This is a genomic window from Spirosoma spitsbergense DSM 19989 (genome assembly GCF_000374085.1).
Taxonomy (GTDB): domain Bacteria; phylum Bacteroidota; class Bacteroidia; order Cytophagales; family Spirosomataceae; genus Spirosoma; species Spirosoma spitsbergense.
The window spans coordinates 1-22263 of record NZ_KB893622.1 but is presented as its reverse complement, the minus strand read 5'-3'; the positions used below and the strand labels follow the sequence as shown (position 1 = coordinate 22263).

The 22263-nt window shown below is 49.9% G+C and carries 21 protein-coding genes and 1 pseudogene; 10 read left to right on the top strand and 12 right to left on the bottom strand.

Translation table 11 applies throughout. From position 1 onward, the window contains the following. Nucleotides 1–236, bottom strand: a pseudogene (locus B157_RS0133885) (hypothetical protein); the annotation flags it as partial. A gap of 202 nt (nt 237–438) precedes the next feature. Between B157_RS0133885 and B157_RS0133880 the strand changes: the two are divergent. Further along, complete coding sequence (locus B157_RS0133880) at nt 439–1815, top strand: cystathionine beta-synthase (protein ID WP_020607730.1); 1377 nt, start codon at nt 439–441, stop codon at nt 1813–1815. A gap of 63 nt (nt 1816–1878) precedes the next feature. Here B157_RS0133880 and rsgA read toward each other — a convergent pair whose 3' ends face one another. After that, nucleotides 1879–2808, bottom strand: coding sequence for a ribosome small subunit-dependent GTPase A (rsgA, locus tag B157_RS0133875; RefSeq protein ID WP_020607729.1), 930 nt, complete (start codon nt 2806–2808; stop codon nt 1879–1881). An 87-nt stretch (nt 2809–2895) separates the two neighbouring features. Next, nucleotides 2896–4146 carry a 3-deoxy-D-manno-octulosonic acid transferase gene (locus B157_RS0133870; RefSeq protein WP_020607728.1) on the bottom strand — a complete coding sequence of 417 codons (1251 nt, stop codon included), beginning with the start codon at nt 4144–4146 and terminating at the stop codon, nt 2896–2898. Nucleotides 4147–4205: 59 nt separating this feature from the next. Here B157_RS0133870 and B157_RS0133865 point away from each other — a divergent pair, with 59 nt between their 5' ends. After that, nucleotides 4206–4514 carry a hypothetical protein gene (locus B157_RS0133865; RefSeq protein WP_020607727.1) on the top strand — a complete coding sequence of 103 codons (309 nt, stop codon included), beginning with the start codon at nt 4206–4208 and terminating at the stop codon, nt 4512–4514. Between the two features lie 61 nt (nt 4515–4575). Next, on the top strand, nt 4576–4905 hold the full coding sequence (gene ytxJ / locus B157_RS0133860) for a bacillithiol system redox-active protein YtxJ (protein WP_020607726.1): 330 nt from the start codon (nt 4576–4578) through the stop codon (nt 4903–4905). 69 nt (nt 4906–4974) lie between these two features. On the opposite strand, the gene folB is transcribed toward ytxJ, so the two are convergent. From folB to B157_RS0133845, 3 genes are all read right to left on the bottom strand, one after another. Next, entirely contained in the window at nt 4975–5325 is a 351-nt protein-coding gene (gene folB, locus B157_RS0133855; RefSeq protein WP_020607725.1) for a dihydroneopterin aldolase, read from the bottom strand. Nucleotides 5326–5355: 30 nt separating this feature from the next. Then, nucleotides 5356–6249 carry a DivIVA domain-containing protein gene (locus tag B157_RS0133850; RefSeq protein ID WP_020607724.1) on the bottom strand — a complete coding sequence of 298 codons (894 nt, stop codon included), beginning with the start codon at nt 6247–6249 and terminating at the stop codon, nt 5356–5358. A 116-nt stretch (nt 6250–6365) separates the two neighbouring features. Next, a complete protein-coding gene (locus tag B157_RS0133845; RefSeq protein WP_026309147.1) occupies nt 6366–7265 on the bottom strand; it encodes a WD40 repeat domain-containing protein in 900 nt (299 codons plus the stop codon). A gap of 77 nt (nt 7266–7342) precedes the next feature. On the opposite strand from B157_RS0133845, the gene B157_RS0133840 reads away from it, so the two are divergent. After that, nucleotides 7343–7963, top strand: coding sequence for a 4'-phosphopantetheinyl transferase family protein (locus B157_RS0133840; protein WP_020607722.1), 621 nt, complete (start codon nt 7343–7345; stop codon nt 7961–7963). 34 nt (nt 7964–7997) lie between these two features. Here B157_RS0133840 and B157_RS0133835 read toward each other — a convergent pair whose 3' ends face one another. The 4 genes from B157_RS0133835 to B157_RS0133820 are packed head-to-tail and all read right to left on the bottom strand — an operon-like array spanning nt 7998 to nt 12751. Then, complete coding sequence (locus B157_RS0133835) at nt 7998–8696, bottom strand: 3-keto-disaccharide hydrolase (protein WP_020607721.1); 699 nt, start codon at nt 8694–8696, stop codon at nt 7998–8000. A 12-nt stretch (nt 8697–8708) separates the two neighbouring features. Continuing rightward, nucleotides 8709–9578 carry a formylglycine-generating enzyme family protein gene (locus B157_RS0133830; protein ID WP_157618690.1) on the bottom strand — a complete coding sequence of 290 codons (870 nt, stop codon included), beginning with the start codon at nt 9576–9578 and terminating at the stop codon, nt 8709–8711. Continuing rightward, complete coding sequence (locus B157_RS0133825; RefSeq protein ID WP_020607719.1) at nt 9556–11883, bottom strand: DUF7133 domain-containing protein; 2328 nt, start codon at nt 11881–11883, stop codon at nt 9556–9558. Before B157_RS0133825 ends, B157_RS0133830 begins: the two co-directional genes overlap by 23 nt. 55 nt (nt 11884–11938) lie before the next feature. Next, nucleotides 11939–12751: a lysophospholipid acyltransferase family protein gene (locus tag B157_RS0133820; protein WP_020607718.1), complete on the bottom strand. Its 813-nt coding sequence runs from the start codon at nt 12749–12751 to the stop codon at nt 11939–11941. A gap of 269 nt (nt 12752–13020) precedes the next feature. Between B157_RS0133820 and B157_RS0133815 the strand changes: the two genes are divergently transcribed. Then, nucleotides 13021–13713, top strand: a complete 693-nt coding sequence (locus B157_RS0133815; protein ID WP_020607717.1) for a porin family protein — start codon at nt 13021–13023, stop codon at nt 13711–13713. Nucleotides 13714–13971: 258 nt separating this feature from the next. Continuing rightward, entirely contained in the window at nt 13972–14997 is a 1026-nt protein-coding gene (locus tag B157_RS0133805) for a fatty acid desaturase (protein WP_020607715.1), read from the top strand. A gap of 101 nt (nt 14998–15098) precedes the next feature. On the opposite strand, the gene B157_RS0133800 is transcribed toward B157_RS0133805, so the two are convergent. Further along, nucleotides 15099–17207, bottom strand: coding sequence for a cytochrome c biogenesis protein CcdA (locus B157_RS0133800; RefSeq protein WP_020607714.1), 2109 nt, complete (start codon nt 17205–17207; stop codon nt 15099–15101). A gap of 174 nt (nt 17208–17381) precedes the next feature. Continuing rightward, complete coding sequence (locus B157_RS0133790; protein ID WP_020607712.1) at nt 17382–18215, bottom strand: phytanoyl-CoA dioxygenase family protein; 834 nt, start codon at nt 18213–18215, stop codon at nt 17382–17384. Nucleotides 18216–18365: 150 nt separating this feature from the next. Here B157_RS0133790 and B157_RS0133785 point away from each other — a divergent pair, with 150 nt between their 5' ends. The 4 genes from B157_RS0133785 to B157_RS36585 all read left to right on the top strand — a co-directional run bounded on the left by B157_RS0133785 (nt 18366) and on the right by B157_RS36585 (nt 22155). Further along, entirely contained in the window at nt 18366–19235 is an 870-nt protein-coding gene (locus B157_RS0133785) for an AraC family transcriptional regulator (RefSeq protein ID WP_020607711.1), read from the top strand. 189 nt (nt 19236–19424) lie between these two features. Beyond that, nucleotides 19425–20717 (top strand): serine hydroxymethyltransferase, encoded by a 1293-nt coding sequence (locus tag B157_RS0133780; RefSeq protein ID WP_020607710.1) that lies wholly within the window; start codon nt 19425–19427, stop codon nt 20715–20717. 90 nt (nt 20718–20807) lie between these two features. Beyond that, a complete protein-coding gene (gene tatC / locus B157_RS0133775) occupies nt 20808–21680 on the top strand; it encodes a twin-arginine translocase subunit TatC (protein ID WP_026309145.1) in 873 nt (290 codons plus the stop codon). A gap of 97 nt (nt 21681–21777) precedes the next feature. Beyond that, nucleotides 21778–22155 (top strand): PDDEXK family nuclease, encoded by a 378-nt coding sequence (locus B157_RS36585; RefSeq protein ID WP_020607708.1) that lies wholly within the window; start codon nt 21778–21780, stop codon nt 22153–22155. Nucleotides 22156–22263: the final 108 nt, after the last annotated feature.

Sequence of the window (22263 nt, the reverse complement as noted above, 5' to 3'; positions counted from 1 at the left end):
CTATCTGTATGGGTCCAAAGCGTGTTTTCATCTTTTTTTTTACGACGATCAGTCGGTACCTGACTCAGACTCTTTTCCAGGACTTGTCGCCCCAAGTCGAGCCAAATCTCCTCAAATGACTTCTCGTAGTCATAGAAGGTAGGCTTACTTCTGAGGGCTTTGAGTTCGCTATATTTCTGGCGGGCCAAAGCCACATATTCTTCTTCGGTGAAGGGCAGGGAGTGTTCGTCAGGCATGCCCTAAGCTACGACATGGTTGCGACAATTTGAATTGCACCCTTTATGGCTACACTAAACTCGTCGCTAAACAGGTTGAAATTGCCAATGTTATTTTGGCAAATTTTGACGCTAACTGGTTAATTCAACACTCCGAGAGTTTCAAACACTTCCACAGCCAGGTCGTTGCCTTTTTAGAGAAGTACAACAAAACAACAGAACCATGAACTATCATAACTCCATCATCGACACCATTGGCAACACGCCCCTGGTTAAACTGAATAAAGTAACTAAGGGTATTCCGGGGACGATTCTGGCGAAAGTCGAGTACTTCAACCCCGGTAACTCCGTAAAAGACCGCATTGCCGTGAGCATGATTGCCGATGCCGAAGCACGGGGTGTATTAAAACCCGGCGGCACCATCATTGAAGGCACGAGCGGCAATACCGGCATGGGACTGGCTTTGGCGGCCATCGGGAAAGGCTACAAGTGTATATTCACAATGGCCGACAAACAGTCGCAGGAGAAGATTGATATTCTGCGGGCAGTGGGTGCTGAAGTAGTCGTTTGCCCAACCAACGTAGCCCCCGATGATCCGCGTTCGTATTACTCGGTAGCGAAGAAACTCAACCGCGATATTCCCAATTCGCTGTATCCCAATCAGTATGACAACGCAGCCAACACGGCGGCACATTACGAAACCACCGGCCCCGAGATCTGGCGCGATACCGACGGCAAAATCACGCACTTTGCGGCTGGCGTAGGAACGGGAGGCACCATCAGCGGCACCAGTAAATTCCTGAAAGAGCAGAACCCAACCATCGTTTCTATTGGGCTGGACACCTACGGTTCGGTATTCAAAAAATACAAGGAAACCGGCCAGTTCGACGAAGGGGAGATTTACCCGTACCTGACCGAAGGCATCGGCGAAGACATATTGCCGCAAAACGTTGACTTCAGTGTCATCGACCAATTCATAAAAGTAACCGACAAAGATGCGGCCATTATGACCCGTCGGCTGGCACGGGAAGAAGGTCTGTTCGTTGGCTGGTCGTGCGGAACCGCCGTACACGGCGCATTGGAGTGGGCCAGAGAGCACATGAAAGAAAGTGATGTACTGGTTATTTTGCTACCCGACCACGGCACGCGTTACCTCGGCAAGATTTATAACGATACCTGGATGAAAGACCACGGTTTTCTGGAAGATCGTGCCTTCAAAACCGCCCGCGACATTATCCATCACAAAAACGGAACGTCGCAACTCACTACCATTGGCGCAGGGGTTTCGGTGAGTCAGGCGATTCAGGTGCTGAACCGCTACGGCATTTCGCAAATTCCGGTAACGGACGAGAGCGGTCATATAATCGGTAGCCTAACCGACTCGACCGTCCTGAACCGGCTCATTGATGACCCAGCCGTAAAAGATCACCCGGTGAGTGAATTGATGGATAAACCGTTTAAATTCGTTGGCCTGGACAATACCATCGACGCACTCTCCTCGCTCATCGACCGCGATAACAAAGCCCTGCTTGTGCGCGACGAACGGGATCAGGTACACATCATCACCCAGGCCGATTTACTGGCCGCCATGACGAATTAGGGAACAATGCAGCATGGACAATGTATAGCCTCGATCGCTATATATTGTCCATGCTACAGAATGTTATCGCCGATTGTCTCCCCCTTCAATCATACTCAGATAGCTCATGTACCGGCTTTCGGCGATTTCGCCTTCGGCGACGGCCTCTTTGATAGCGCAGCCCGGTTCATTGTAGTGCAGGCAATTATCGAAGCGACACTGGTTCAGGCGGTCGCGCATTTCGGGGAAGTAGTGACTCACCTCCGCCTTTGCCGTATCCATCAGGCCCAGTTCCTTGATGCCCGGTGTATCGATAATGTACGTATTGGGGGCCAGTTCAAACATTTCGGCGAAGGTGGTGGTATGAACGCCTTTGTTAGCAAACGTAGAGACCTCATTCGTCCGCAGGTTCAGATCGGGCGCAATGGCGTTGACGAGCGTCGATTTACCCACGCCCGAATGGCCCGATAACAGGGTAACTTTCTGATCAAGGAGTTGCTCGAAGGCTTCCACCCCCGCGCCTTCCGTGGCCGACGTAGAAATGCACTGGTAACCAATCCGCTCGTACAGATCCATGATTTCCTGCTGATACGCCAATCCTTCGTCGTTCAGAATATCCGATTTATTGAAGATAATGGTCGTCAGAATCCGGAACGACTCGGCCGAGACCAGAAAGCGGTCAATAAAACCCAGTGAGGTACGGGGCATGGCCAGCGTAGCAATCAGGATTGCCTGATCGAGGTTGGCGGCAATAATATGCCCATGTGCCGTTTTGTGGACCGACTGACGAATGATATAGTTTTCGCGGGGATCGATGTCGGTGATGACCGCCGTGTTCTCAATTTCGTCCTCTACTTCAAACAGGACCCGGTCTCCCACAGCAATGGGGTTGGTCACTTTGAATCCTTTTATTTTGAATTTGCCCTTCAACCGACCCTGGAAGATGTGGCCATCTTCGTTCCGGATATCGTACCAGGAACCGGTGGAGCGAATAATCAGACCTTTATTTTTCAATGAGTTATCTATTGAATGAGCGAAACCGGGTTGCCGAATGGAGAGGATCGCCAGGCGGTGAAAGAGCGATTACTGATTGAGTTACTTTCACTCTTTCAGTCTTTCGCCCAGCAGCTTCGCTGCTACCTGCATAACCTTTGCGGTTGCGCCAATGTTCCGCTGCACGTATTCCCGGCTGACGCGGGTCGCTTTTTCGGAGTCATTGTATTGCTTTTTGAATAGTAACGCAAGTTCTGTTGTGTTACTAACAGGGAAAGCGGCTCCTTCATTTATCAACTCAATAGCTTCCTGGAACTTGCGGTATTCCGGCCCGAAAAATAAGGGCATTCCAAAAGTGGCCGCTTCCAGAATGTTGTGCAATCCCTGTTTAAACGCGCCACCAATGTAAGCAAATTCGCCGTACTGGTACAGACAAGACAACATGCCTACGTTGTCGATAAAGAGGTAGGTAGCCTCTGAAACAGGTTGCTCACTGGCCTCCGAAAACCGAACAGAAGGCTTTTTTAGTTGACTGAGCCAGTTTTTGATTTCGGCGTCATGAATTTCGTGCGGGGCAATGATCACTTTCAACGGCTGGTCGAAGGTATTCAGGAAAGGGATCAATACGGCCATATCTTCCGGCCAGGCACTCCCAATTACCAACAGTGGACTGCCTGCTTTGAAGGTTTTCGCTACTGCAATAGCCTTCCTGGCGGCTGCAACCTGCGCAACCCGGTCAAAACGGGTATCGCCCGCCAGCGTGACAGCTGTTACGCCAATGCCTTTTAGCAAATCGACTGACTCCTGATTTTGCACCAGAATATGGTCAAAGTACCCCAGCATATTCCGGTAGAAGTTACCGTAGGGTTTAAAAAACAGTTGGTTCGGGCGGAAGATGGCGGAGAACGAAACGACCGGAATCTGCGCAGCGTTCAACTCGCGGAGGTAATTGTACCAGAATTCATACTTGATAAAAAACGTAATTTCCGGCCTGACCAGCTGAACGAACTGCCGGGCATTTTCGGGCGTATCGGCGGGCAGGTATAGAATAAAATCGGCCCCGTCATACTCTTTACGCACCTCGTAGCCAGAAGGAGAAAAAAAAGTCAGCAGGATTTTGTGCGTTGGGTAGTGCGCCCGAAACGCTTCCATCACGGGTCGCCCCTGTTCAAATTCACCCAGCGAGGCCGCGTGAAACCAGGCAACAGGCTGTCTATTCCCAGCTAGTTGCGCCCGTAGCCTATTGGCCCAACCCTGCCTACCGGCCACCCATTTGCGGGCTTTGGGATTGAATGAAGCTGCTACCCGCGCCAGCGCCTGAAAAATAAAGATACCTGTGTTATAAAGTCCCGGAAACAAGCGGTTGTACGGTTGGTTATACCAACAAAGCTACAAACACAAAATCAAATCCCCCGTTCATGAAAACGTACGATACCCTCACCGAGGCACTGGAAGGCCTGCGAAAAGAAGGATACACGCAGGACTATAACCTCAAACCGGATTGTTTGCACTGCCAGCCCGACAACATCGAACTCCGCCCCGCCGACTTTGACATCGTTGATGTATACCGGTTTGAAGGCATGACCAACCCATCCGACGAATCGGTGCTGTATGCCATAGAAACCAGAAACGGCCACAAGGGTGTTTTGGTCGATGCCTACGGTCCTTATTCAGAAGCGATATCGCCCGCAATGGCTGAAAAGCTACGGTACACGCCTAAAAATTAGCGAACTTTTTGACCGTAAAACTAATTTTACGTCTACAGAATACAGCTAGCATGTGGATACAATGAATTGGAACAAACTAACAACCGACGACCAACTTGACCTTATCAAAGAAGAATCAAACAGGAGTCCGGTATTGATTTTTAAACATAGCACCAGTTGTTCGATCAGCCATATGGCCCTTAGCCGCATGGAACGCAATTGGAACGACCACTTAGGCGTAAAACCATACTACCTCGATTTGTTGGCTTACAAACCAATATCAAACAAGATTGAAACCGTTTTTGGCGTAGAACACGAATCTCCGCAGGTATTACTGATCCGGAATGGAGAATGCATTTATGATGCCTCGCACATGGCCATTTCCTTTGCCGGATTACAGCAGGCAGTGTGAGTACCAAAAAACATAAGTGGCTGATGCGCAACTAACTTTGCTGCATCAGCCACTTATGTTTTTTGGTACTTATTCCTTCAGCGTAATTTTTGCCCGGTGGCAGACGCCACCGATGGGCGGATTAAATTTAGATACGCTGACTTCTACGGCCTCCAAATCGGGATAGCTGGTTCGTATCTCCTGAATAATTTGATGAGCAATGTGTTCCAGCAGTCGGGCGGGTTGTTTCATCACACCCAACGTAATCCGATACAAATCTTCGTAATTGACCGTAGCACTCAGGCGGTCACGCCGGGCGGCTTCTGAAAAATCGGCCGTAACAATTATATCGACGGAATATTTGTTACCAATCTTTTGCTCTTCATCGTAAAAACCGTGATAAGAGAAAAATTCGAGTCCTTCTAACGCAATTGTTCCCATAGAAAGGGCTATGCATAGCAGCCCGTTACATTATATCTGGTCAAAAAATGAACCGCCTTTTTTGGGCTTTGCCTCTTCAACCACCTCTTCATTGACCGGAGTCGGCTCAGGCACTGTTTGTTCCTCAACAGGCGCTTCTTTGGTTATTGGCTCAACCAGTTCCTGTTCAGCGATATGAACACTCTCCTCCAGTTTATTCGTCATGTCCTCATCAGCCGGAATGGCTTCAGGAACAGCTTCTGACCGGTCAGTCAACTCAGGCAGATCGATAGCGTTACTGGTTGGCTGCTCCGGTTCCGGAGAGTTACCTGCCGGTGCATCGATTTCTATTGGTTCGTTCTCTTTATTCCGATCCTCTTCAATCTGCGTGGTAACTTCGTCTATTTTCCCTTTCAGATTTTGCTTGGCAAATTTCTTCTCAAACCGATCAACACTATCCATTGCATTGCTGGCTAGTGCCCGAATCTGAACCGCCAGATTCTCCTTGTATCCTTCTAATGCCTTAAAATCATGTTCCAGCGATTTCAAATCATTGAGGATATTATCTTTCAAAAAGCGAGATTGATTTTCAGCATCTTTTACCATCAGAGCAGTACGCTTACGGGCATCCGCCAGAATCTCGTCGGCTTTTTGTTTTGCTTCATTGATATGGCCCTCACTGACTTTGTTGGCCTGCTCCGTTATCTGTGCGCTACTGTCCTCAGCGGTTTTGAGGGTACGAAACAGCGTCATTTCGAACTCTTTTAGCTTTCCCAGCTCTTTTTCGGCTAGTTCAAGCTGCATTTTCAGCATTTTATGATCGTTGGTAACACGCTCCCACTCCTGCGAAAGCGAAACGAGAAATGCGTCAACATCTTCTGCTTTATAGCCGCGCAACCCCTTCTCGAATGTGTGTTGCCGGATTTCTATGGGCGTAATTTTCATCGGTGCGCTTGAATTAGAGTAATCACTATTCGTCAGATAAAGGTGAAATTAACAGCCATTCTATGGAATTTACAAAAAATAGGCCAAAAAATAGAGTATTCCTGTTCAAGCCCTGTTTATGAGGATAATTTCCACACCGAAATTGTCCGGTCGTCGCTGGCAGAAAGAAGCTGACGGGGAGCCGTCCAAAGCAGTTTATTGACGGAGGTACCGTGCCCGGCATGACGCGCCCGATCCACTACCTTCAACAGTCGAAACGTTTCGGCATCCCAGATTTTAATGGATTTATCCATACTGGCAGTAGCCAGCAGACCGCCATCCGGGCTGAACGCCAGGTGGTTTATGGCAAACATATGCGCCACGATATCCTGGTACAATGCATAGTTTTTTTCCACGTCCCATATGGTAAGATGGGCATCGCGCCCGGCGGAGAGCAGATAGCGAAAATCGGGCGAGTAGGCAACCGTAAAAACCGAATTTGAATGACCTGAAATAACATGCTTGAGTGCATAAGTCAGTAGGTCAAAAATGCGGATGGTATGATCGCTATACCCTACAGCAAACTCCCGCTCAACTGGATTGATGGCTATGCACCGTGCCGACTGGTCGGTTGCCTTCAGATGCTTCCGGACCACCAACTGGTCAGCGTCAACTACTACCACAACGCCGTCCGAAAGTGCCAGAAAAGCGTCACTTTTGTAAAACTTGATGTCAAAAATAGCAGCCGACGTTAATTTGAGGGAGGACATCTCCTGTTTTTTATCGGAATCGACCAGGTGAATACCGGCATAATTCTGCCCAACCCACAGCAGTCCGCTGGTTGGGTGCATGGCCAGTGCGTATACCGATGCCGGTACAGTGGCAATCAATTCTCCTAAATCGGGCCGTTCCAGTCGCCAGCGTACTACCTGTCCATCGCCCCCGGCCGAGAAAAACTGGTCCGGTACAACATTATTTTCGAGGGTATAAACCGGATCGCGATGCCCGCCAAATGTGTCTATTTTTTCTACTACCACAGCATTCAAACGAATAAGTTGACACTCAAAGGTCGTCAAACCTTTCTTTTTGTCGAACGACTTCCGACTTTTGAGTTGTGACGCTGCAAATAAATCAGGACTGTGTAGCCATACTCCAGTCAATTACCGACGATGAACCGACACTGCGGGCCGGTTTACCCCTTACCATACCAGAGGAGGAGGAACTGGCCATGATAACCCATCCGGCGCAGCGGGTTGAATGGCTGGCCTGTCGGGTGGCTATCCGAAAACTGATTGAAGAACAGGGCGCACTGTATCAGGGACTTCAAAAAGACGAATTTGGGAAACCATTTCTGATTGATTCTTCCTGGCATATATCCCTCTCGCACACGGGTGGCTGGGCAGCGGCTATACTCCATAAATCAAGGCCCGTCGGGATTGATATTGAGCCGATTCGGGAGCAATTCAGACGGGTAGTGCCACGCGTTTTGTCGGCCGACGAAATTGCCCACGCAGCCAGTGACCCACATCGACTGGCTATTTACTGGTGCGCCAAAGAAGCTCTGTACAAGTTGTACGGCAAACGCCAGCTCACCTTTCGGGAGCACCTGCACGTTGAACCCTTCGCCGACGGTGCGGAGAAACTGGTAGGCTATGTGCGCTTACCCAACCACGAAGAACAACTGGAAATCCGCTGTTTCCGAACGGGGCCGGGGTTATTGGCGGTAGCATTTTAATGGGTTAAGCGGAGTATTTTCCTGGCTTTCCCCATTATTTCAACTCTTTGATGGCAACGTTTCGGAAGCGGTGAGCGGCACCGGGTTTCCATGAATTAGCCATATTAAAGGCGTTGGCGGCTTCGGAATACACCGCCGACCAATGCGCCTGTAACCCAATCATACCGGTTATTTCACCAGCCACGAAGTCATTGACCGGCTCGGTGACAGTCCACATCAGTTCATCGTTTACCCACATGCTAATGGCAGGAATATCACCCTCCATCCGAATACGGAACGCGTTCCAGTCTCCCGGTTTCCAGACGCTGGCGATAGCGGCAGCATGCGCGCCTTTGCTCACGTTCATCCGTTCGCCCAGCAGGTCGCCCAGAGAGCCGGGCATAGCCAGTTCAATCTGGTAAGCAGCACCACTTTCGGTCGAGCGAATAAAGATTCCTCCGTTGCAGAAGGAATCTACTTTAGCTTCCAGGTACAGCTCAAAATTGCGGTATTTCTTGTCGGTCAGCAGAATACCACCCTGCCCGTAGGGGTATTGTTTCAGCGTGATGACGCCGTTTTCTACGTAGAAATTACCCGTTGTTCCCTGGTGCGATGTTCGGCTTTTGTGCCATCCTTTCAGGTCTTTTCCGTTAAAAATGGGCGTAAACCCTGCCGGAATTTTGTCGATTTGCGCGTAGGACGTGTTCAGCAACAGCGTAAACAATAAGAGCGTAAGTAGGTTTTTCGGACGCATGATCAGTCTAAATCATTTCGTTTCCAGTACTACCCTAAAACCAACATCCCAGCCGTTGCCCGGACCACCCGCATGCGTCATGTAGGTTGCATTTTTCACGTCGCCCATAAACGAAGCCCCTTTCAACACATGCTGTTTCCCCGAACGGGTGGAATGGTCGGGTGGGTCGGCAAAGAGTTTCTCGTTATAATAGTCCTGTACCCACTCCCACACATTGCCGAGTGTATCGTAAACACCCCAGGCATTCGGGGCTTTCTGACCAACGCGGCCAGTGGTGACAGATCCCAGTTGAGCGGCTGCCTGAATAGCCTTCCAGGCGATGTCGTCGGTAGCTCCCGCCCGGGCTGCGTATTCCCACTCAAATTCGGTTGGTAGCCGGTAATGCCTGACTTTTTCCAGCGCATTGAGTTTTGATAAAAATTTCTGAGCATCCTGCCACGTCACCTGTTCTACCGGGTGCTGGGCAGCATCATCGGTAACGTTACTACCCTGAAAAGCGGACGGATTGTTGCCCATCACCTGCTTCCATTGTCCCTGCGTCACCTCAAATTTACCAATGTAATAAGGGCGACTAATTGTGACAGAAAACCCCAGCCGGGCATCCTGTTTTACCAGTTCTTCGGCCAGTTGATAATCTTTACTTGTCCAGGGCATACCCTTATTTGTGGCAGCCGATACATTCTCCGATGGATTCCGTTTCGGGTAGGGTGGCTGAAAACGCCCTACCACCATGCTACCCGGCTGAATGAGTACGAACTCCATACCGATGCTGTTCGTATAGGCAGCCTGCTGCGCCACCAGACGGGGAGCGCATAACACGAGTAGAAAAGCGGGCAACCACCATCGATTGAGCCTGATGCTATTCGGCCTTATTTTTCTCATCGGGTTTGCTCCAGTTTATCCGTTCGGCACGGCCCAGTTTAAAGATTTCCAACTCCTGCTGAGTCATTCCCGGCATTTTAGGTGTGTTGGCCCGCACGTCGGCTACTTCGGTGGGCGTAACCACGGATGATTTATTTCCCAGTTCGCTACTATTACGGATATAACTCAGCACCGACGCAATCCATGTATCGTCGTTACCGCCCATGGAGGGCATCATATCCGGATAGGTTTTACCATCGACCGGCCCTTTCATGCCATTGATCAGCAGTTGTATAACCAGAATTTTGTCGCCCTTCACGCGGGGAGAACCTACCAGCGGGGGAGCAGGCATTTGCTTACCGCCCATTGCGATACCCTTGCCGTCGGGGCCGTGACAGGTTGCGCAAAGCTGTTTGAAGATGGTGGCCCCGTTCGTTACCAGGGCACGGTCGGCAGGGCTGAGGTTTTGAGTGCGTGCCCGCTCGGCCTCCAGCACCTTCTGACTTTCGGCGAAGGTGGCGAACGAAAACTGCATGAGTTCATTGTTGGGGTTGTCGGCCAGCAGCGTTTTAACCATAGCCTGCGTCTGGTCCGTTTTGTGGCTTCGGAGCGACAGGGCCAACTGAATACGGACATCGGGGCTGGGGTCAGCTGCCAGCATAGCCAGTTTAGCAATTACTGCCGGGTCTTTTTTCGCCAGATAGCCTTCGCTAATCCAGACCGCCGTTTTCCGAACCTGCGGGTCGGGGTCGATAAATGATCGAAAGAGAGTGGGCTTGTCAATGGCCTGCAACCCTTCCAGCGTCCAGAGCGCATGAACACGAGCCAGAGGACCAGGCACTCTCGCCAGTGACGCTTTTTCGCCCAGGGCAATCTGTTTCAACGCTGGTACTACCGACTGGGCATTCCGGACAATGAGCAGTTGCTGGGCATTGTCCCGCCACCAGCCATTTGGATGATCCAGGTACGTAACCAGTTGGACACTCGACTCGTTGAGCATATTCGGGCGATGGGTATCCGGTTTAAAGTCGTCGTGAACAACGCGATAAATGCGGCCCATTCCGCGATTCTTATACAGCCCTTTTTGCTGAATGATACCGCCCAAATAGGAACCGGGTTTTGTCCATTCGCTCTCCTGAATGATGCCATGGTACATATCGACAATGTAAAAACAGCCATCGGGACCAGTATACGTATTGACAGGACGGAAATTCATGTCGGCTGAGGCCAGCCAGTCTTTCTGTTTGTAGGCATCAGCAATGTAAATCTTTCCATTTTTGTTCGTCACTTTGCCGCGCTTTATGATACGCCCTACCGGCTCGGCAATGAAATAATCACCCTGCATATCGACGGGCAGGCGGTCACCCCGGAAAATGGACTGCCCGCACCCCGACGTAAATTTGTTCAGGGTATTATCTTCAGGTTGCAGAGCATCCCGCCCACCCTGCGCGTCTACATTGCCAATAATGGGCCAGGGCTTCGTGAAATCTTCCGAATACTGGTCGGCAAAGTTCAGGGCACCATAAGCCGGGTTTTGCTGAATCTGCACGGCGGGTAATCCGGGACCAGCTTCGGAATAAAACAGCCGACCGTAATTATCGGTAGTCATACCCCACTGCCCAATCATATTATCAATCAGGGTATCGGCTACTAATTTCCCGTGCTGGTATTTATACCGAAGATTATCGCGGGTTGGGTAAATCCAGTTGTCGAGGTTCCAGACCAGGCCACCGTTCTGGTGTTCCAGATTTCGGGAGTCGATGGCATCGTTTCGGAACACTATTTTTTTCTCGTCGGCCTTACCGTCACCGTTGGTATCCCGGTAACTCCAGATGTGCTGAACGTTGGTTATACCGACCAATAGCTCGTCGCCAACCGGCAACATGACGCGGGGTAACACAAGACTGTCGATGAAGATAGTTGACTTATCCATCCGCCCATCGCCGTCCGTATCTTCCAGTCGTTTGATGCGGCTTGTAGGTGCGTATTCGCCGGTGGCATTGGCATCCTTCATGTACGTGTTCATTTCGGCTACGTACAATCGACCATTACCATCCCAGGCCATTGCCACCGGCTCCTGAATCATGGGTTCACTGGCCACCAGTTCGATATGATACCCCGGGGGCAGTTGAATTTTTGCCAGACTCGCTTCCGGCGACAGCGGCTCTACCGGTGGGTTAGTGTCCTGCACCACGCGGGTAAAATCCCGGGCAGCGGTGGATTTATGGGCATTACTACAACTGGAAACAGACAGCGTAAAGGCAAGGATACAGGCAGGAAAAAAGTAATTTTTCAGCGTTATTTTCCATTCACAGTAAGCGTTCATAACCGTTCATTTTTAGTGTGAGAGTCCTCCGTTTATTCAGGGATTAGCCTCCATGCTAGCTATTTCCCTGCGCCCATTCCGGAGTATCCTGCTCAATGGCGTGCCTTACTTTGGCTACAATATCCTCAACGGTATCCTCGGCACTGTACTCAAGGGGAGCTTTGAACTGAACCGTGAGCAGCGTATTCCGCTTCTTGAACCGCAACCCTTTCTTATCAAATGCCCGCCGAAACCCGTTTATGACCACGGGAATTACAATTGGTTCAATGTTCTTGACAAGGTGACCAGTTCCTTTCCGAATGGGGGCATATGGTGTTGTAGTGCCCTGCGGGAAACTCACCACCCAGCCATGCGCCAGGGCTTTGGCAATCTTGTCATTCGCTGTTGTATCGACAGACCGCTGTACTTCCCGGCCTTCTGCCCGCCAGGACCGCTCGATGGTGATGGCTCCAATAGCCGCAAAAATGCGTGGCAACAGCCCCTTCTGCATCGTTTCGGAAGCCGCTACATAATACTGTCGGGCGCGGGGGGCCAACAGATACATGGGCGGCAACAACGTGTTTTGAAACCCCCATTTAACGGCGCAGAAGATGTGAAAAAAAGCAATCACATCAGCAAAATAGGTCTGGTGATTCGAGAGAAACAAGACGTTATTAATCGGCAGATTCTCCAGGTTTTCGGTACCCTCAATCTGAATACGGTTCACTACTGTGTAGCGAGCATAGGTGGACCAACCTACTATACCAATCAGCATCCGCCTGACTAACAAAGAACCGCCAAAGGGATCGCACTCAAAAAGTCCGAGTACGTCCAGGGGCATCAGCAATTTAGGCAGATAACTAAACTTCGTTGGCTTACTATATTTCATGATGAGGTTAAGGGAGTATTGGTGGTTAGTAAAGATACGAGGCTATAACAATGTTTTCAAGAAAAAGTACAATGCTTAAAACGGTGGAAATGACCAGGCAAAACAGCCTGACGGGCTTGGTCATTCTATTTTTTTTCTGCCTGGATTAATCCTTTCCGTAACACTACCCTCTAACCTACGAAATCACTTAAAACAACGACTTCGCCTATTGCCGACATTTTACACGATTAAATTCATGTTCTCACTTTTTACTTTATTTTCTTACTACCATGAAACGAATTGTGCTTGTCGGTCTTATTGCCTGCTTAGGTTCCCTGGTTTCGCAAACCTCCTTTGCCCAGGTTCAAATTGGTGTTCGGGGAGGAGCTAACATAGGGTTTGCTTCTAAACCTGATTACTTAGGCAGCCTGACTCCCGCTTTTCATTCAACCGTTGGACCAACGGGTGCAATCTTCCTGGATATTCCGCTCAGTGACCGCGTTTCGTTCCGCCCGGAAGTTGCTTACGTACAGAAGGGAGTTGCCATACGGGAAGGAATTGACGTAAAGCTGGGGGGATTCAATCTGCCCATTGGTGCCACGATAGCCTATCAATCGCAACACATAGAGATTCCATTACTGGCTAAAATCAACCTGACCGATGGAGCTGTGCAGCCCTACCTAATTGCTGGCCCCGCCGTAAGCTACGCCGTTGATGGGCGTATTCGGACTCGTGCCTCCGCCCTGTTCACGACGCAGGCTTATGATGTAGACGTTAACTACGGCGGCATGCTAAACCGCTGGGATGTAGGGGCCGTTGGCGGCCTTGGACTATCGATGGATGCCGGAACCGGCAAATTCTTTGTCGAAGGCCGCTACACACAGGGCTTTACCCGGCAGATACAGGTGCCGGTTGTCAATATCAATGTGCGCAATCGGGGGGTAGCCGTTTCGCTGGGTTACTCCTTCCCTATCGGCTACTAATATACCATTCCACCCCCACTACTCATTACCTTACCATTCACTACTACCAACTTTTTTTTTGATTGAATCAACCTGAATCGGTAAAGGCGAAGCTGCTTAGCTTCGCCTTTCTTGTTTTGCGTGAGAATAGGATAAAAATCAGATGTGTTTCGGCGAACGGTATGTTGCTGGCAGTTGAAAATGTACTAATTTTACTGTTCATTTTCATCAAACCGCCACGGGCGGCCCCGTTATACCGACGACACCTCATCTATGGCTATGTTAACTGATTTTGTTCGTTCAAACGCTTCGGAACCCCATCGAATCCGTACCCGGCAAATACTGAAATCCCACCCGGAACTCAAGAAGTTGATCGGGCAAAAAAACCCGAATACAATCTGGGTTATTCTGGCCTGTGTGTCGCTGATGACCGGTATGGCCTGGTTGGTTCGGGATCAGTCGTGGTGGGTTATCATTGCTGCGGCCTGGTTTATTGGCGCTTTTCCGGCTCATACACTATTTGTGTGTATTCACGAGGCAGCGCATAACTTGATTTTCCGTAAGCCCACTGCCAATATGTGGGCGGCTATTTTTGCGAACCTGCCTACTATATTACCAACGGCTCTATCGTTCAAAAACTTCCATATCAAGCATCACGCGTTTCAGGGTGTGCATGAGCTGGATGCTGATCTGCCCGACTGGTACGAAGCAAAACTGATCAATAACTACGCCATTGGCAAAGCCCTCTGGCTCCTGTTTTTTCCCATTTTTCAGGCCATCCGTACGCTCCGAATGTATGAACTGGCGGTTATCGATAAGTGGGTATTGGCTAATATCCTCGTTCAGTTAGTCTTCGACACGCTGATCGTTGTGCTGTTTGGCTGGAAAGCATTGGCGTTTATGCTGCTTTGCCTGTTCTTCTCCGTTGGTTTGCATCCGCTGGGTGCCCGCTGGATTCAGGAGCATTACCTGACCCTCGACCCGGAGCAGGAAACGTACAGCTATTATGGTGGCCTGAATAGCGTTAACCTAAATGTAGGCTTCCATAACGAGCACCACGATTTCCCGTCTATTCCCTGGAACCGGCTCCCCGAAATCAAGAAATCGGCCCCGGAATACTACGATACCCTGAAGTTCCATACATCGTACGTACGGTTGTTCTTCCGGTTCCTGTTCGACCAGGAAATTTCGTTGTACTCCCGCATCGTTCGGAAAGAGCGTGGTCGCGTAACAGTTGCCGACCAATCGAAACCCGATTTGGAACTGGTACAATCCCAGGCTATTCCGACCGGATCGGTAGCGTAAGCTAAACGAACGTCATCTTAACAAAAAAATCCCCGTCTGAATCAGGCGGAGATTTCTTGTTAGTGGAATAACCGGATATTTTATTTTTCGATTAAACCGCTCTAACTCTTCGCTTTACCGGCATCCAGGAAAGCCACAAAATTCGCCACGTCGCGGTCGTAATTTTTGGGCGATACCAGTAGCTTTCCCTCACTGTTGACCAGGCAATAGTGCGGTTGAGCGTTGTTGTTGTACTTTGTAATCTGCAAATCGGCATTCTGGGCACCGATGGTCTTTTTCACCTTGCCATCGTAGGTCGAGGTATACCATTGCGATTCGGGCAGTTCGGTTTTATCATCTACGTACAGAGCCACCAGTACATAATCATTCTGCAACCGCGACATAACCGCCGGGTCTGACCAGACACGGGCTTCCATTTCGCGGCAATTCACGCAGCCGTGACCGGTGAAATCAATGAATACCGGCTTGCCTACTTTTTTGGCATAGTTCAACGCCTGCTGGTAGTCGAAGAACCCTTGAAAACCACGGGGAAAATGAAACAGGTCAGCGTATTTGATCGGCTCAGTAAGCGTGGGCAGTGATGACATGTTGCCCGTTGATTGCTGATTGTGCAGGTTGAAATCCTGCGATGTTTCGGGCGGTAGATAACCCGAGAGGGCTTTCAGCGGAGCACCCCACAAACCCGGAATCATATATACGACGAACGAGAAGGTAGCAATGGCCATCAGCAGTTTCTGTACGCTGATAAACTTGGTTTCGCTATCGTGCGGCAGCCGTAGTTTGCCGAGGAAGTAGAAACCAATCAGGGCAAAAATAACAATCCAGATAGACAGGAAAACTTCACGGTCGAGCAGGTGCCAGTGATACACCTGGTCGGCCACGCTCAGAAACTTGAACGCCAGGGCCAGTTCCAGAAAACCCAGTACCACTTTTACCGAATTAAGCCATCCACCCGACCGGGGCAAGTTCTTCAGCCATTGAGGGAAGGCAGCAAACAGGGTAAACGGCACAGCGAAAGCCGATGAAAAGGCGGCCATTCCCAGAATAGGTTTGATTACTTCGCCACCCGCCGAGGCAACAAGCAAACTACCGACGATGGGGCCGGTACACGAAAACGAGACCAGCACCAGTGTGAACGCCATGAAGAAAATACCCAGAATCCCCCCTTTCTCCGACCGGGCATCGGCCTGATTGATAAGCGAGTTGGGTAATACAATCTCGAAAAGGCCCAGAAACGACAGACCAAAAATGAAGAAAATAGCGAAAAACAGTAGGTTGGGAACCCAGTGCGTACTAACGAAATTAGCGAAAGCCGGTCCATTGAACCGCGACACGACGGTACCGATAAGCACGTAGATGGCAATGATGAAAAAACCATATAGCAACGCCTTCCACTGACCGCCCTCCTGATTGGTAAAAAAGCTAACGGTGGCCGGAATAATAGGAAAAACACAGGGTGTCAGCAGGGCCACCAAACCCGAGAGGAAAGCCGCCAGCAGGAAACCACCCAGTGAACCGTCCGATGCCGGAGTCTCTTCCTTCAGCACTTCTTCAGTACTGCTGATAGCGTTAGGAGCGGCAGGTTCTTCCGCTTTAACGGTATTAGAGTCGGTTGGAGCAGAAGCCGGGGTAATGGGAGTCACTACAGTTGCGGACGTGGGTTTGGTGACTGTTGACGTCGTACCCGGGCTTGATGCTACGGCCGTTGTGGTCGTGGCCGGGACCGTTGCAGTAGCCCCAGTAACTTTTACGTCCGTTGACAATTCCACTTCTTTAGGAGGCAGGCACGTACCATCTTTCGACGAACAGGACATGTATTCGGCCGTTCCCGTAAAAGTGAAAGCCGGTTTAAGTACTTTTATTTTCTGGATAAAAAGGGCTTTGTTCTCGAACTGCCGAACCTTCGTCCCCCATACTTCCTCAAAAACTTCCTGAACCCCTACCGGCGTAGCTTTGCCAACCAGCGCATAATTCTCGGAGGTCGGGAATTTGAACGAGGTGGGCAGCGGCCCAATATCCGGGTTGAGGTCGTTGGAATAAATGTGCCAGCTCTCAGCAATGCGAACCTGAATTTGGATACTGACAACGTCGCCGACTTTAGCTGGTTGTTTATCGACTTTAACCGACCAGTTAGTGGGGTCTTTACGTATCTGCGCTGTTGCGGTCAGGCTAACAAACAGCCCTACAACGAGTGCTAAGAAGAACTTCATTTCGTTTTTGAAAAATGATGATTTGGTAGAACAACAGAAATACCGCAAAAATATTTCCACGAACGGCAATACTCATTCGGCCAGAAACAAACCTCCGTTACCAAACCAGTACCAACTCAACGATTTTTCCGTTGCAGTTCGCGGCCAAACCATCCTTGTTTTCCTGATATGGACCTAATAGCTGAACAGAACCGGGTTCAATTCATTTTGTGGCTTGCTACCGATCGGAACGTTATTGAGCCATTTTGCATGGTCGGCGGTTTGATATTTATTGCGGGGTGGCATAACAACCTGATCTTTGTCCATATAAATCATGGTCATTACCTTACGCGGCCGGTCCGACACGTTAGGCCCGGCCCGGTGGAACGTCCAGCCCGCGTGGTAACTCACCTCACCCAATTCGAACGGAGTGTTGTTAAGGGGGAAATTCTGCTTTTGCAATTCGTCGGCCAGAATCTGCTCACTGTCATCACTAATTTCAAGGTCGCGGCCAATCTCCACGTGCTGACTTCCTTCGGCGAAAGCCAGCGGCCCCATCTGCATGGGCGTTTCCTGCAATGGAATCCAGACGGTAACCGTGTTGGGCGATGCCAGTGGCCAGTAAAACTGATCGGCGTGCCAGGGGGTAATACCGCCCGATGGTTCTTTATACAATGCCTGATCGTGGTAAATCCGAACGCCCTCCACGCCCATCAGGTCGGCCGCAATCCGGGCTAGTCGCGTCGAGAAAACGAACTCTTTTGCCTGTTCATCTTCCCGCCAGAGGTTCATGATTTGCAGGAATGCCCGCTCGTAGGTCGTTCGTTCCTCCATCGGCTTAATGAGCGTGTTGAGCCGAAAAACCAGGTCAGTCAATATATCGCCGTAGTAAGTCAGAACCTCTGGGCTTAACACCTGCTTTAATTTGACATAACCGTTCTGACGGTAAAAGGCAATAGCGTCGGAGCTAATGGAATAGGGTGTACTCAGTTCGTTCAACAGTGCTTCTTTGTCGATTGTCGTTTCCATGTGGGTAAAGAAGATTGGTTTATCACGTTGTTACGATACAAAAGTAGGAGCAGCCAACAATGCCATATTATCCTGTTTTTGCCAATTTATGTGCAATTTTGACTATAATTCAACTTGTGACCTACCTTTTACATCAAAATAGCATACGAAATGAAAGCGCTGTTTGAAAAGGTGATGCTCAGCGAGCAGAGTTCGGTACTGGTCAGGCAATTCCAGCTACCCTACTTCGATTCGCCCTGGCATTACCACCCGGAGTATGAGTTAACCTACATTCCCAAAAGCTATGGCCGCCGGTTTGTGGGCGACCATGTAGACACCTTTCGGGCGGGTGATTTGGTGTTACTAGGTCCTGACCTACCCCATTTCTGGCGGAATGACGACGAATTCTATCAGCCCGATTCCCGGCTGCTGGCAGAGTCTGTAGTGGTTCAGTTTCCTGCTGCGTTTGATGAGCGTGTACTGGCCGTTTTACCCGAAGCGGCAGCAGTTCGACAACTGCTCCAGCGTGCCCGCTACGGACTGCACTTTAGTACAACCTGTAGCGCATCGGTTGCTGAATCGATGGAGCAATTGATCAAACAGACAGGCTTGTCACAATTGCTGGGTCTGCTAACCATTCTGAACCAGTTAGCTACCGACGCGGATGCCAAACTATTAGCCAGTGACGGATATCAACTGGCTACTGGTTCCGCCGAAACCGAACGAATGAAACGGGTGCTGGAATTTATGCTGGGTAATTTTCGGAGTGAAATACGAATTGAACAGATTGCATCGATAGCGGGTATGGCCCCGGCAGCCTTTTGCCGGTACTTTAAAAACCGCACCCGGAAAACATTTGTCGACTATCTGAATGAACTCCGCATTGGCCACGCCCGTAAATTGTTGGCTACCGTTGATTTATCGGTCGGTCAAATCGGGATGGAGTGTGGTTTTACCAGTAACTCGCACTTTCATCGCCTGTTTAAACTGCACACCGGCATAACACCGTTTCACTACCAGCTGGAAGCCAGAGGTAGGTAGGGACTGCTACCTTGTCGGACTGGCCTACTCATCACTTATACGAAGCGGTAGACACCGGAACGTAAACCATTCGGCACGGCCCGGTACTATTCTGTATGTTTACGCTACAGACATCATCGAAAATCGGCACCACATATCGGATTAAGCCGTACTTTTGTGGTGCCAAAATCTGCTTTTAGCCAATTGATTATGACGACCGCTACAATTACCACCCGCGACACCCAACTATTCGACCTGATTGCTAAAGAGCAACATCGTCAGGAGTCGGGCATTGAACTGATTGCTTCCGAAAATTTTGTATCCCCCGCCGTTATGGAAGCGGCTGGTAGTGTACTAACGAATAAATACGCTGAGGGACTTCCCGGCAAACGGTATTACGGTGGTTGCGAAGTGGTTGACCAGATTGAACAAATCGCTATCGACCGGGCTAAAGAGCTCTTTGGGGCAAGTTGGGTGAACGTTCAGCCACACTCGGGTGCCAATGCGAACACGGCTGTTTTCCTGGCCTGTCTGAAACCGGGCGATACCATTCTGGGCTTTGATCTCTCGCACGGTGGGCACCTGACGCACGGTTCGCCCGTGAATATTTCGGGAAAATACTTTCGTCCAACATTTTACGGTGTAGAGCGCGAAACGGGTGTCATCAACTACGACGTAGTGGAAGAAACAGCCAAACGCGAACGCCCGAAACTGCTTATCTGCGGTGCTTCGGCTTACAGCCGCGACTGGGACTATGCCCGCCTTCGGGCCATTGCCGATGAAATTGGTGCGCTGCTGCTGGCCGACGTGTCGCACCCGGCGGGGTTGATTGCCAAAGGGCTGCTGAATGACCCACTGGCTCATGCGCATATCGTAACGACAACGACCCACAAAACCCTGCGGGGTTCGCGGGGTGGTATCATCATGATGCGGAACGACTTCGAGAACCCATTTGGGATCAAAACCCAAAAGGGCGAAACCCGGTTAATGTCGTCACTGCTGGATTCGGGTGTGTTTCCGGGTACGCAGGGTGGCCCGTTGGAGCACATCATTGCGGCCAAAGCCGTTGGGTTCGGTGAAGCACTAACGGATGATTTCTACGACTATGCCGTGCAGGTGAAAGCCAATGCGCAGGCGATGGCGACTGCTTTCCTGAACCGGGGTTATAAAATCATTTCAGATGGTACAGACAACCACCTGATGCTGATCGACCTGCGCTCAAAAGGCTTAACGGGTAAACTGGCAGAGAATACGCTGATTAAAGCCGACATTACCATCAATAAAAACATGGTGCCATTCGATGATAAATCGCCCATGGTGACCTCCGGTATGCGTGTAGGAACGGCCGCTATGACAACGCGTGGTTTGAAAGAATCGGATATGGAGCAAATCGCCGTATATATCGACAAGGTGCTCATGAATCACGATAACGAAACGGTTCTTTCGAGCGTTAAAGAAGAAATCAACGAGTGGATGAAAGCATTTCCGCTCTATAAAAACTAATGAGTGAACGAGTGAATGAGCGAAAGAGTGGGCAAGGTCCGCATCAACTTTTCGCTCATTTACTCGTTCACTCTTTCACTCATTAAAAAGATGCCACTCGACCAACTGACTGACGAAAACGAAGAAGAAGTAGTACTCGATGAAGAGGGGAAGGAAATGTCCTTCCTAGACCATCTGGAAGAGCTTCGCTGGCACATTATTCGGGCTGTAGGCTCCATTTTCATCTTTGCCATCATCGCATTCATTTTCATTGAAGAGATTTTTGACAAGGTGATTCTGGCTCCGGCACATCCTACTTTCTGGACGTACCGGATGATGTGCAAATTATCGCAAATCTCGGGCTATGATGACCTCTGCGTAAGCAAACTCAACTTTGAATTGCAGGCACTGGGCTTGTCTGATCAGTTTACTATGGCCATGACCTCATCGGCCATTATCGGGCTTTGTTTTGCCTTTCCCTATGCGTTTTGGGAGGTGTGGCGATTCATAAAGCCTGGGTTGCGCAATGTGGAAAAGAATGCAGCGCGGGGTGCGGTATTTTTCGTTTCGCTCCTGTTCGCCTTGGGCCTTCTGTTTGGCTACTACATTGTATCGCCACTGGCTATCAACTTCCTGGCTAACTACCAGATTACGCCTGAGATTAAAAACCAATTCGATATAACGTCGTACATTGGTGTTCTGGTAACGCTCTCGCTGGGCTGCGCCCTCATTTTCCAGATGCCTATGATTGCTTTTGTGCTCTCGAAAGTGGGGGTGCTAACGCCTAAATTCATGAAGTCGTACCGCAAGCATGCCTGGGTGGTTATCCTGATTGTGGCCGGTATCATTACGCCTTCGCCGGATATTTATAGTCAGGTGCTGGTAGCCATACCCCTCGTGTTACTCTACGAAGTAAGCATCGTGGTGTCGGGGCGGATTGAGCGGCAACGCAGAAAAGCGGAGCAGGAACTAATGAAATCATAAAAAATAGCACCCGAATGAAAGGCCCTTTTGCACCAAAAGGGCCTTTTGCTTTGTATTGGGTTATTGTATCTTTACTAAAAAGCAACCGGACGTATGTATGCAGGCTTTAGAAAAAATACGGTTAACCGACGAGCAGGTGGAGAAGCTGGAGGCTGGAGAATTAGTCTCTATCCCGGCATCCTGGGAGGAGTTTGAAGATTTTTTGGTCGAAACCGACTACCGGGTTGAGTATCATGATGAGCAAATTATAGTTACGGGCTTAGCGAAACTTATTCATGAAATTTTAGTCACCCGGTTAGCCTACCTATTGACCGGCTATTATCTGGGAAAGTCGTTTTACGTAGCAGGTAGCAACACAGGTCTTCGCAAAGATGGAAAACGACGACATTATAATGGTGATCTAAGTACAGGACAAAAGTGGTACAAGGTGGCCAACAGGTTGGCCTTTAAGGATTCTATCGCGCAGTTCATCTAAACCGTGACGGAATAAACTAAACAACGCTTGGCATCGGCCTGTCAAGTTGCGGGTTGGTATTTTATGACCCGCTTTGATGAGCCACTCGCCCGTTTCAAGGGCCCAAAT

Bases quoted from the DNA above. Each gene is read 5' to 3' on its own strand.
- B157_RS0133825 (WP_020607719.1), bottom strand. From the start codon at position 11,883: ATGAACGCTTACTGTGAATGGAAAATAACGCTGAAAAATTACTTTTTT.
- B157_RS36585 (WP_020607708.1), top strand. From the start codon at position 21,778: ATGCAGGCTTTAGAAAAAATACGGTTAACCGACGAGCAGGTGGAGAAG.
- B157_RS0133820 (WP_020607718.1), bottom strand. From the start codon at position 12,751: ATGAAATATAGTAAGCCAACGAAGTTTAGTTATCTGCCTAAATTGCTG.
- B157_RS0133830 (WP_157618690.1), bottom strand. From the start codon at position 9,578: ATGAGAAAAATAAGGCCGAATAGCATCAGGCTCAATCGATGGTGGTTG.
- B157_RS0133880 (WP_020607730.1), top strand. From the start codon at position 439: ATGAACTATCATAACTCCATCATCGACACCATTGGCAACACGCCCCTG.
- B157_RS0133780 (WP_020607710.1), top strand. From the start codon at position 19,425: ATGACGACCGCTACAATTACCACCCGCGACACCCAACTATTCGACCTG.
- B157_RS0133835 (WP_020607721.1), bottom strand. From the start codon at position 8,696: ATGCGTCCGAAAAACCTACTTACGCTCTTATTGTTTACGCTGTTGCTG.
- B157_RS0133850 (WP_020607724.1), bottom strand. From the start codon at position 6,249: ATGAAAATTACGCCCATAGAAATCCGGCAACACACATTCGAGAAGGGG.
- B157_RS0133785 (WP_020607711.1), top strand. From the start codon at position 18,366: ATGAAAGCGCTGTTTGAAAAGGTGATGCTCAGCGAGCAGAGTTCGGTA.
- ytxJ (WP_020607726.1), top strand. From the start codon at position 4,576: ATGAATTGGAACAAACTAACAACCGACGACCAACTTGACCTTATCAAA.
- folB (WP_020607725.1), bottom strand. From the start codon at position 5,325: ATGGGAACAATTGCGTTAGAAGGACTCGAATTTTTCTCTTATCACGGT.
- B157_RS0133865 (WP_020607727.1), top strand. From the start codon at position 4,206: ATGAAAACGTACGATACCCTCACCGAGGCACTGGAAGGCCTGCGAAAA.
- B157_RS0133815 (WP_020607717.1), top strand. From the start codon at position 13,021: ATGAAACGAATTGTGCTTGTCGGTCTTATTGCCTGCTTAGGTTCCCTG.
- B157_RS0133800 (WP_020607714.1), bottom strand. From the start codon at position 17,207: ATGAAGTTCTTCTTAGCACTCGTTGTAGGGCTGTTTGTTAGCCTGACC.
- tatC (WP_026309145.1), top strand. From the start codon at position 20,808: ATGCCACTCGACCAACTGACTGACGAAAACGAAGAAGAAGTAGTACTC.
- B157_RS0133790 (WP_020607712.1), bottom strand. From the start codon at position 18,215: ATGGAAACGACAATCGACAAAGAAGCACTGTTGAACGAACTGAGTACA.
- B157_RS0133805 (WP_020607715.1), top strand. From the start codon at position 13,972: ATGTTAACTGATTTTGTTCGTTCAAACGCTTCGGAACCCCATCGAATC.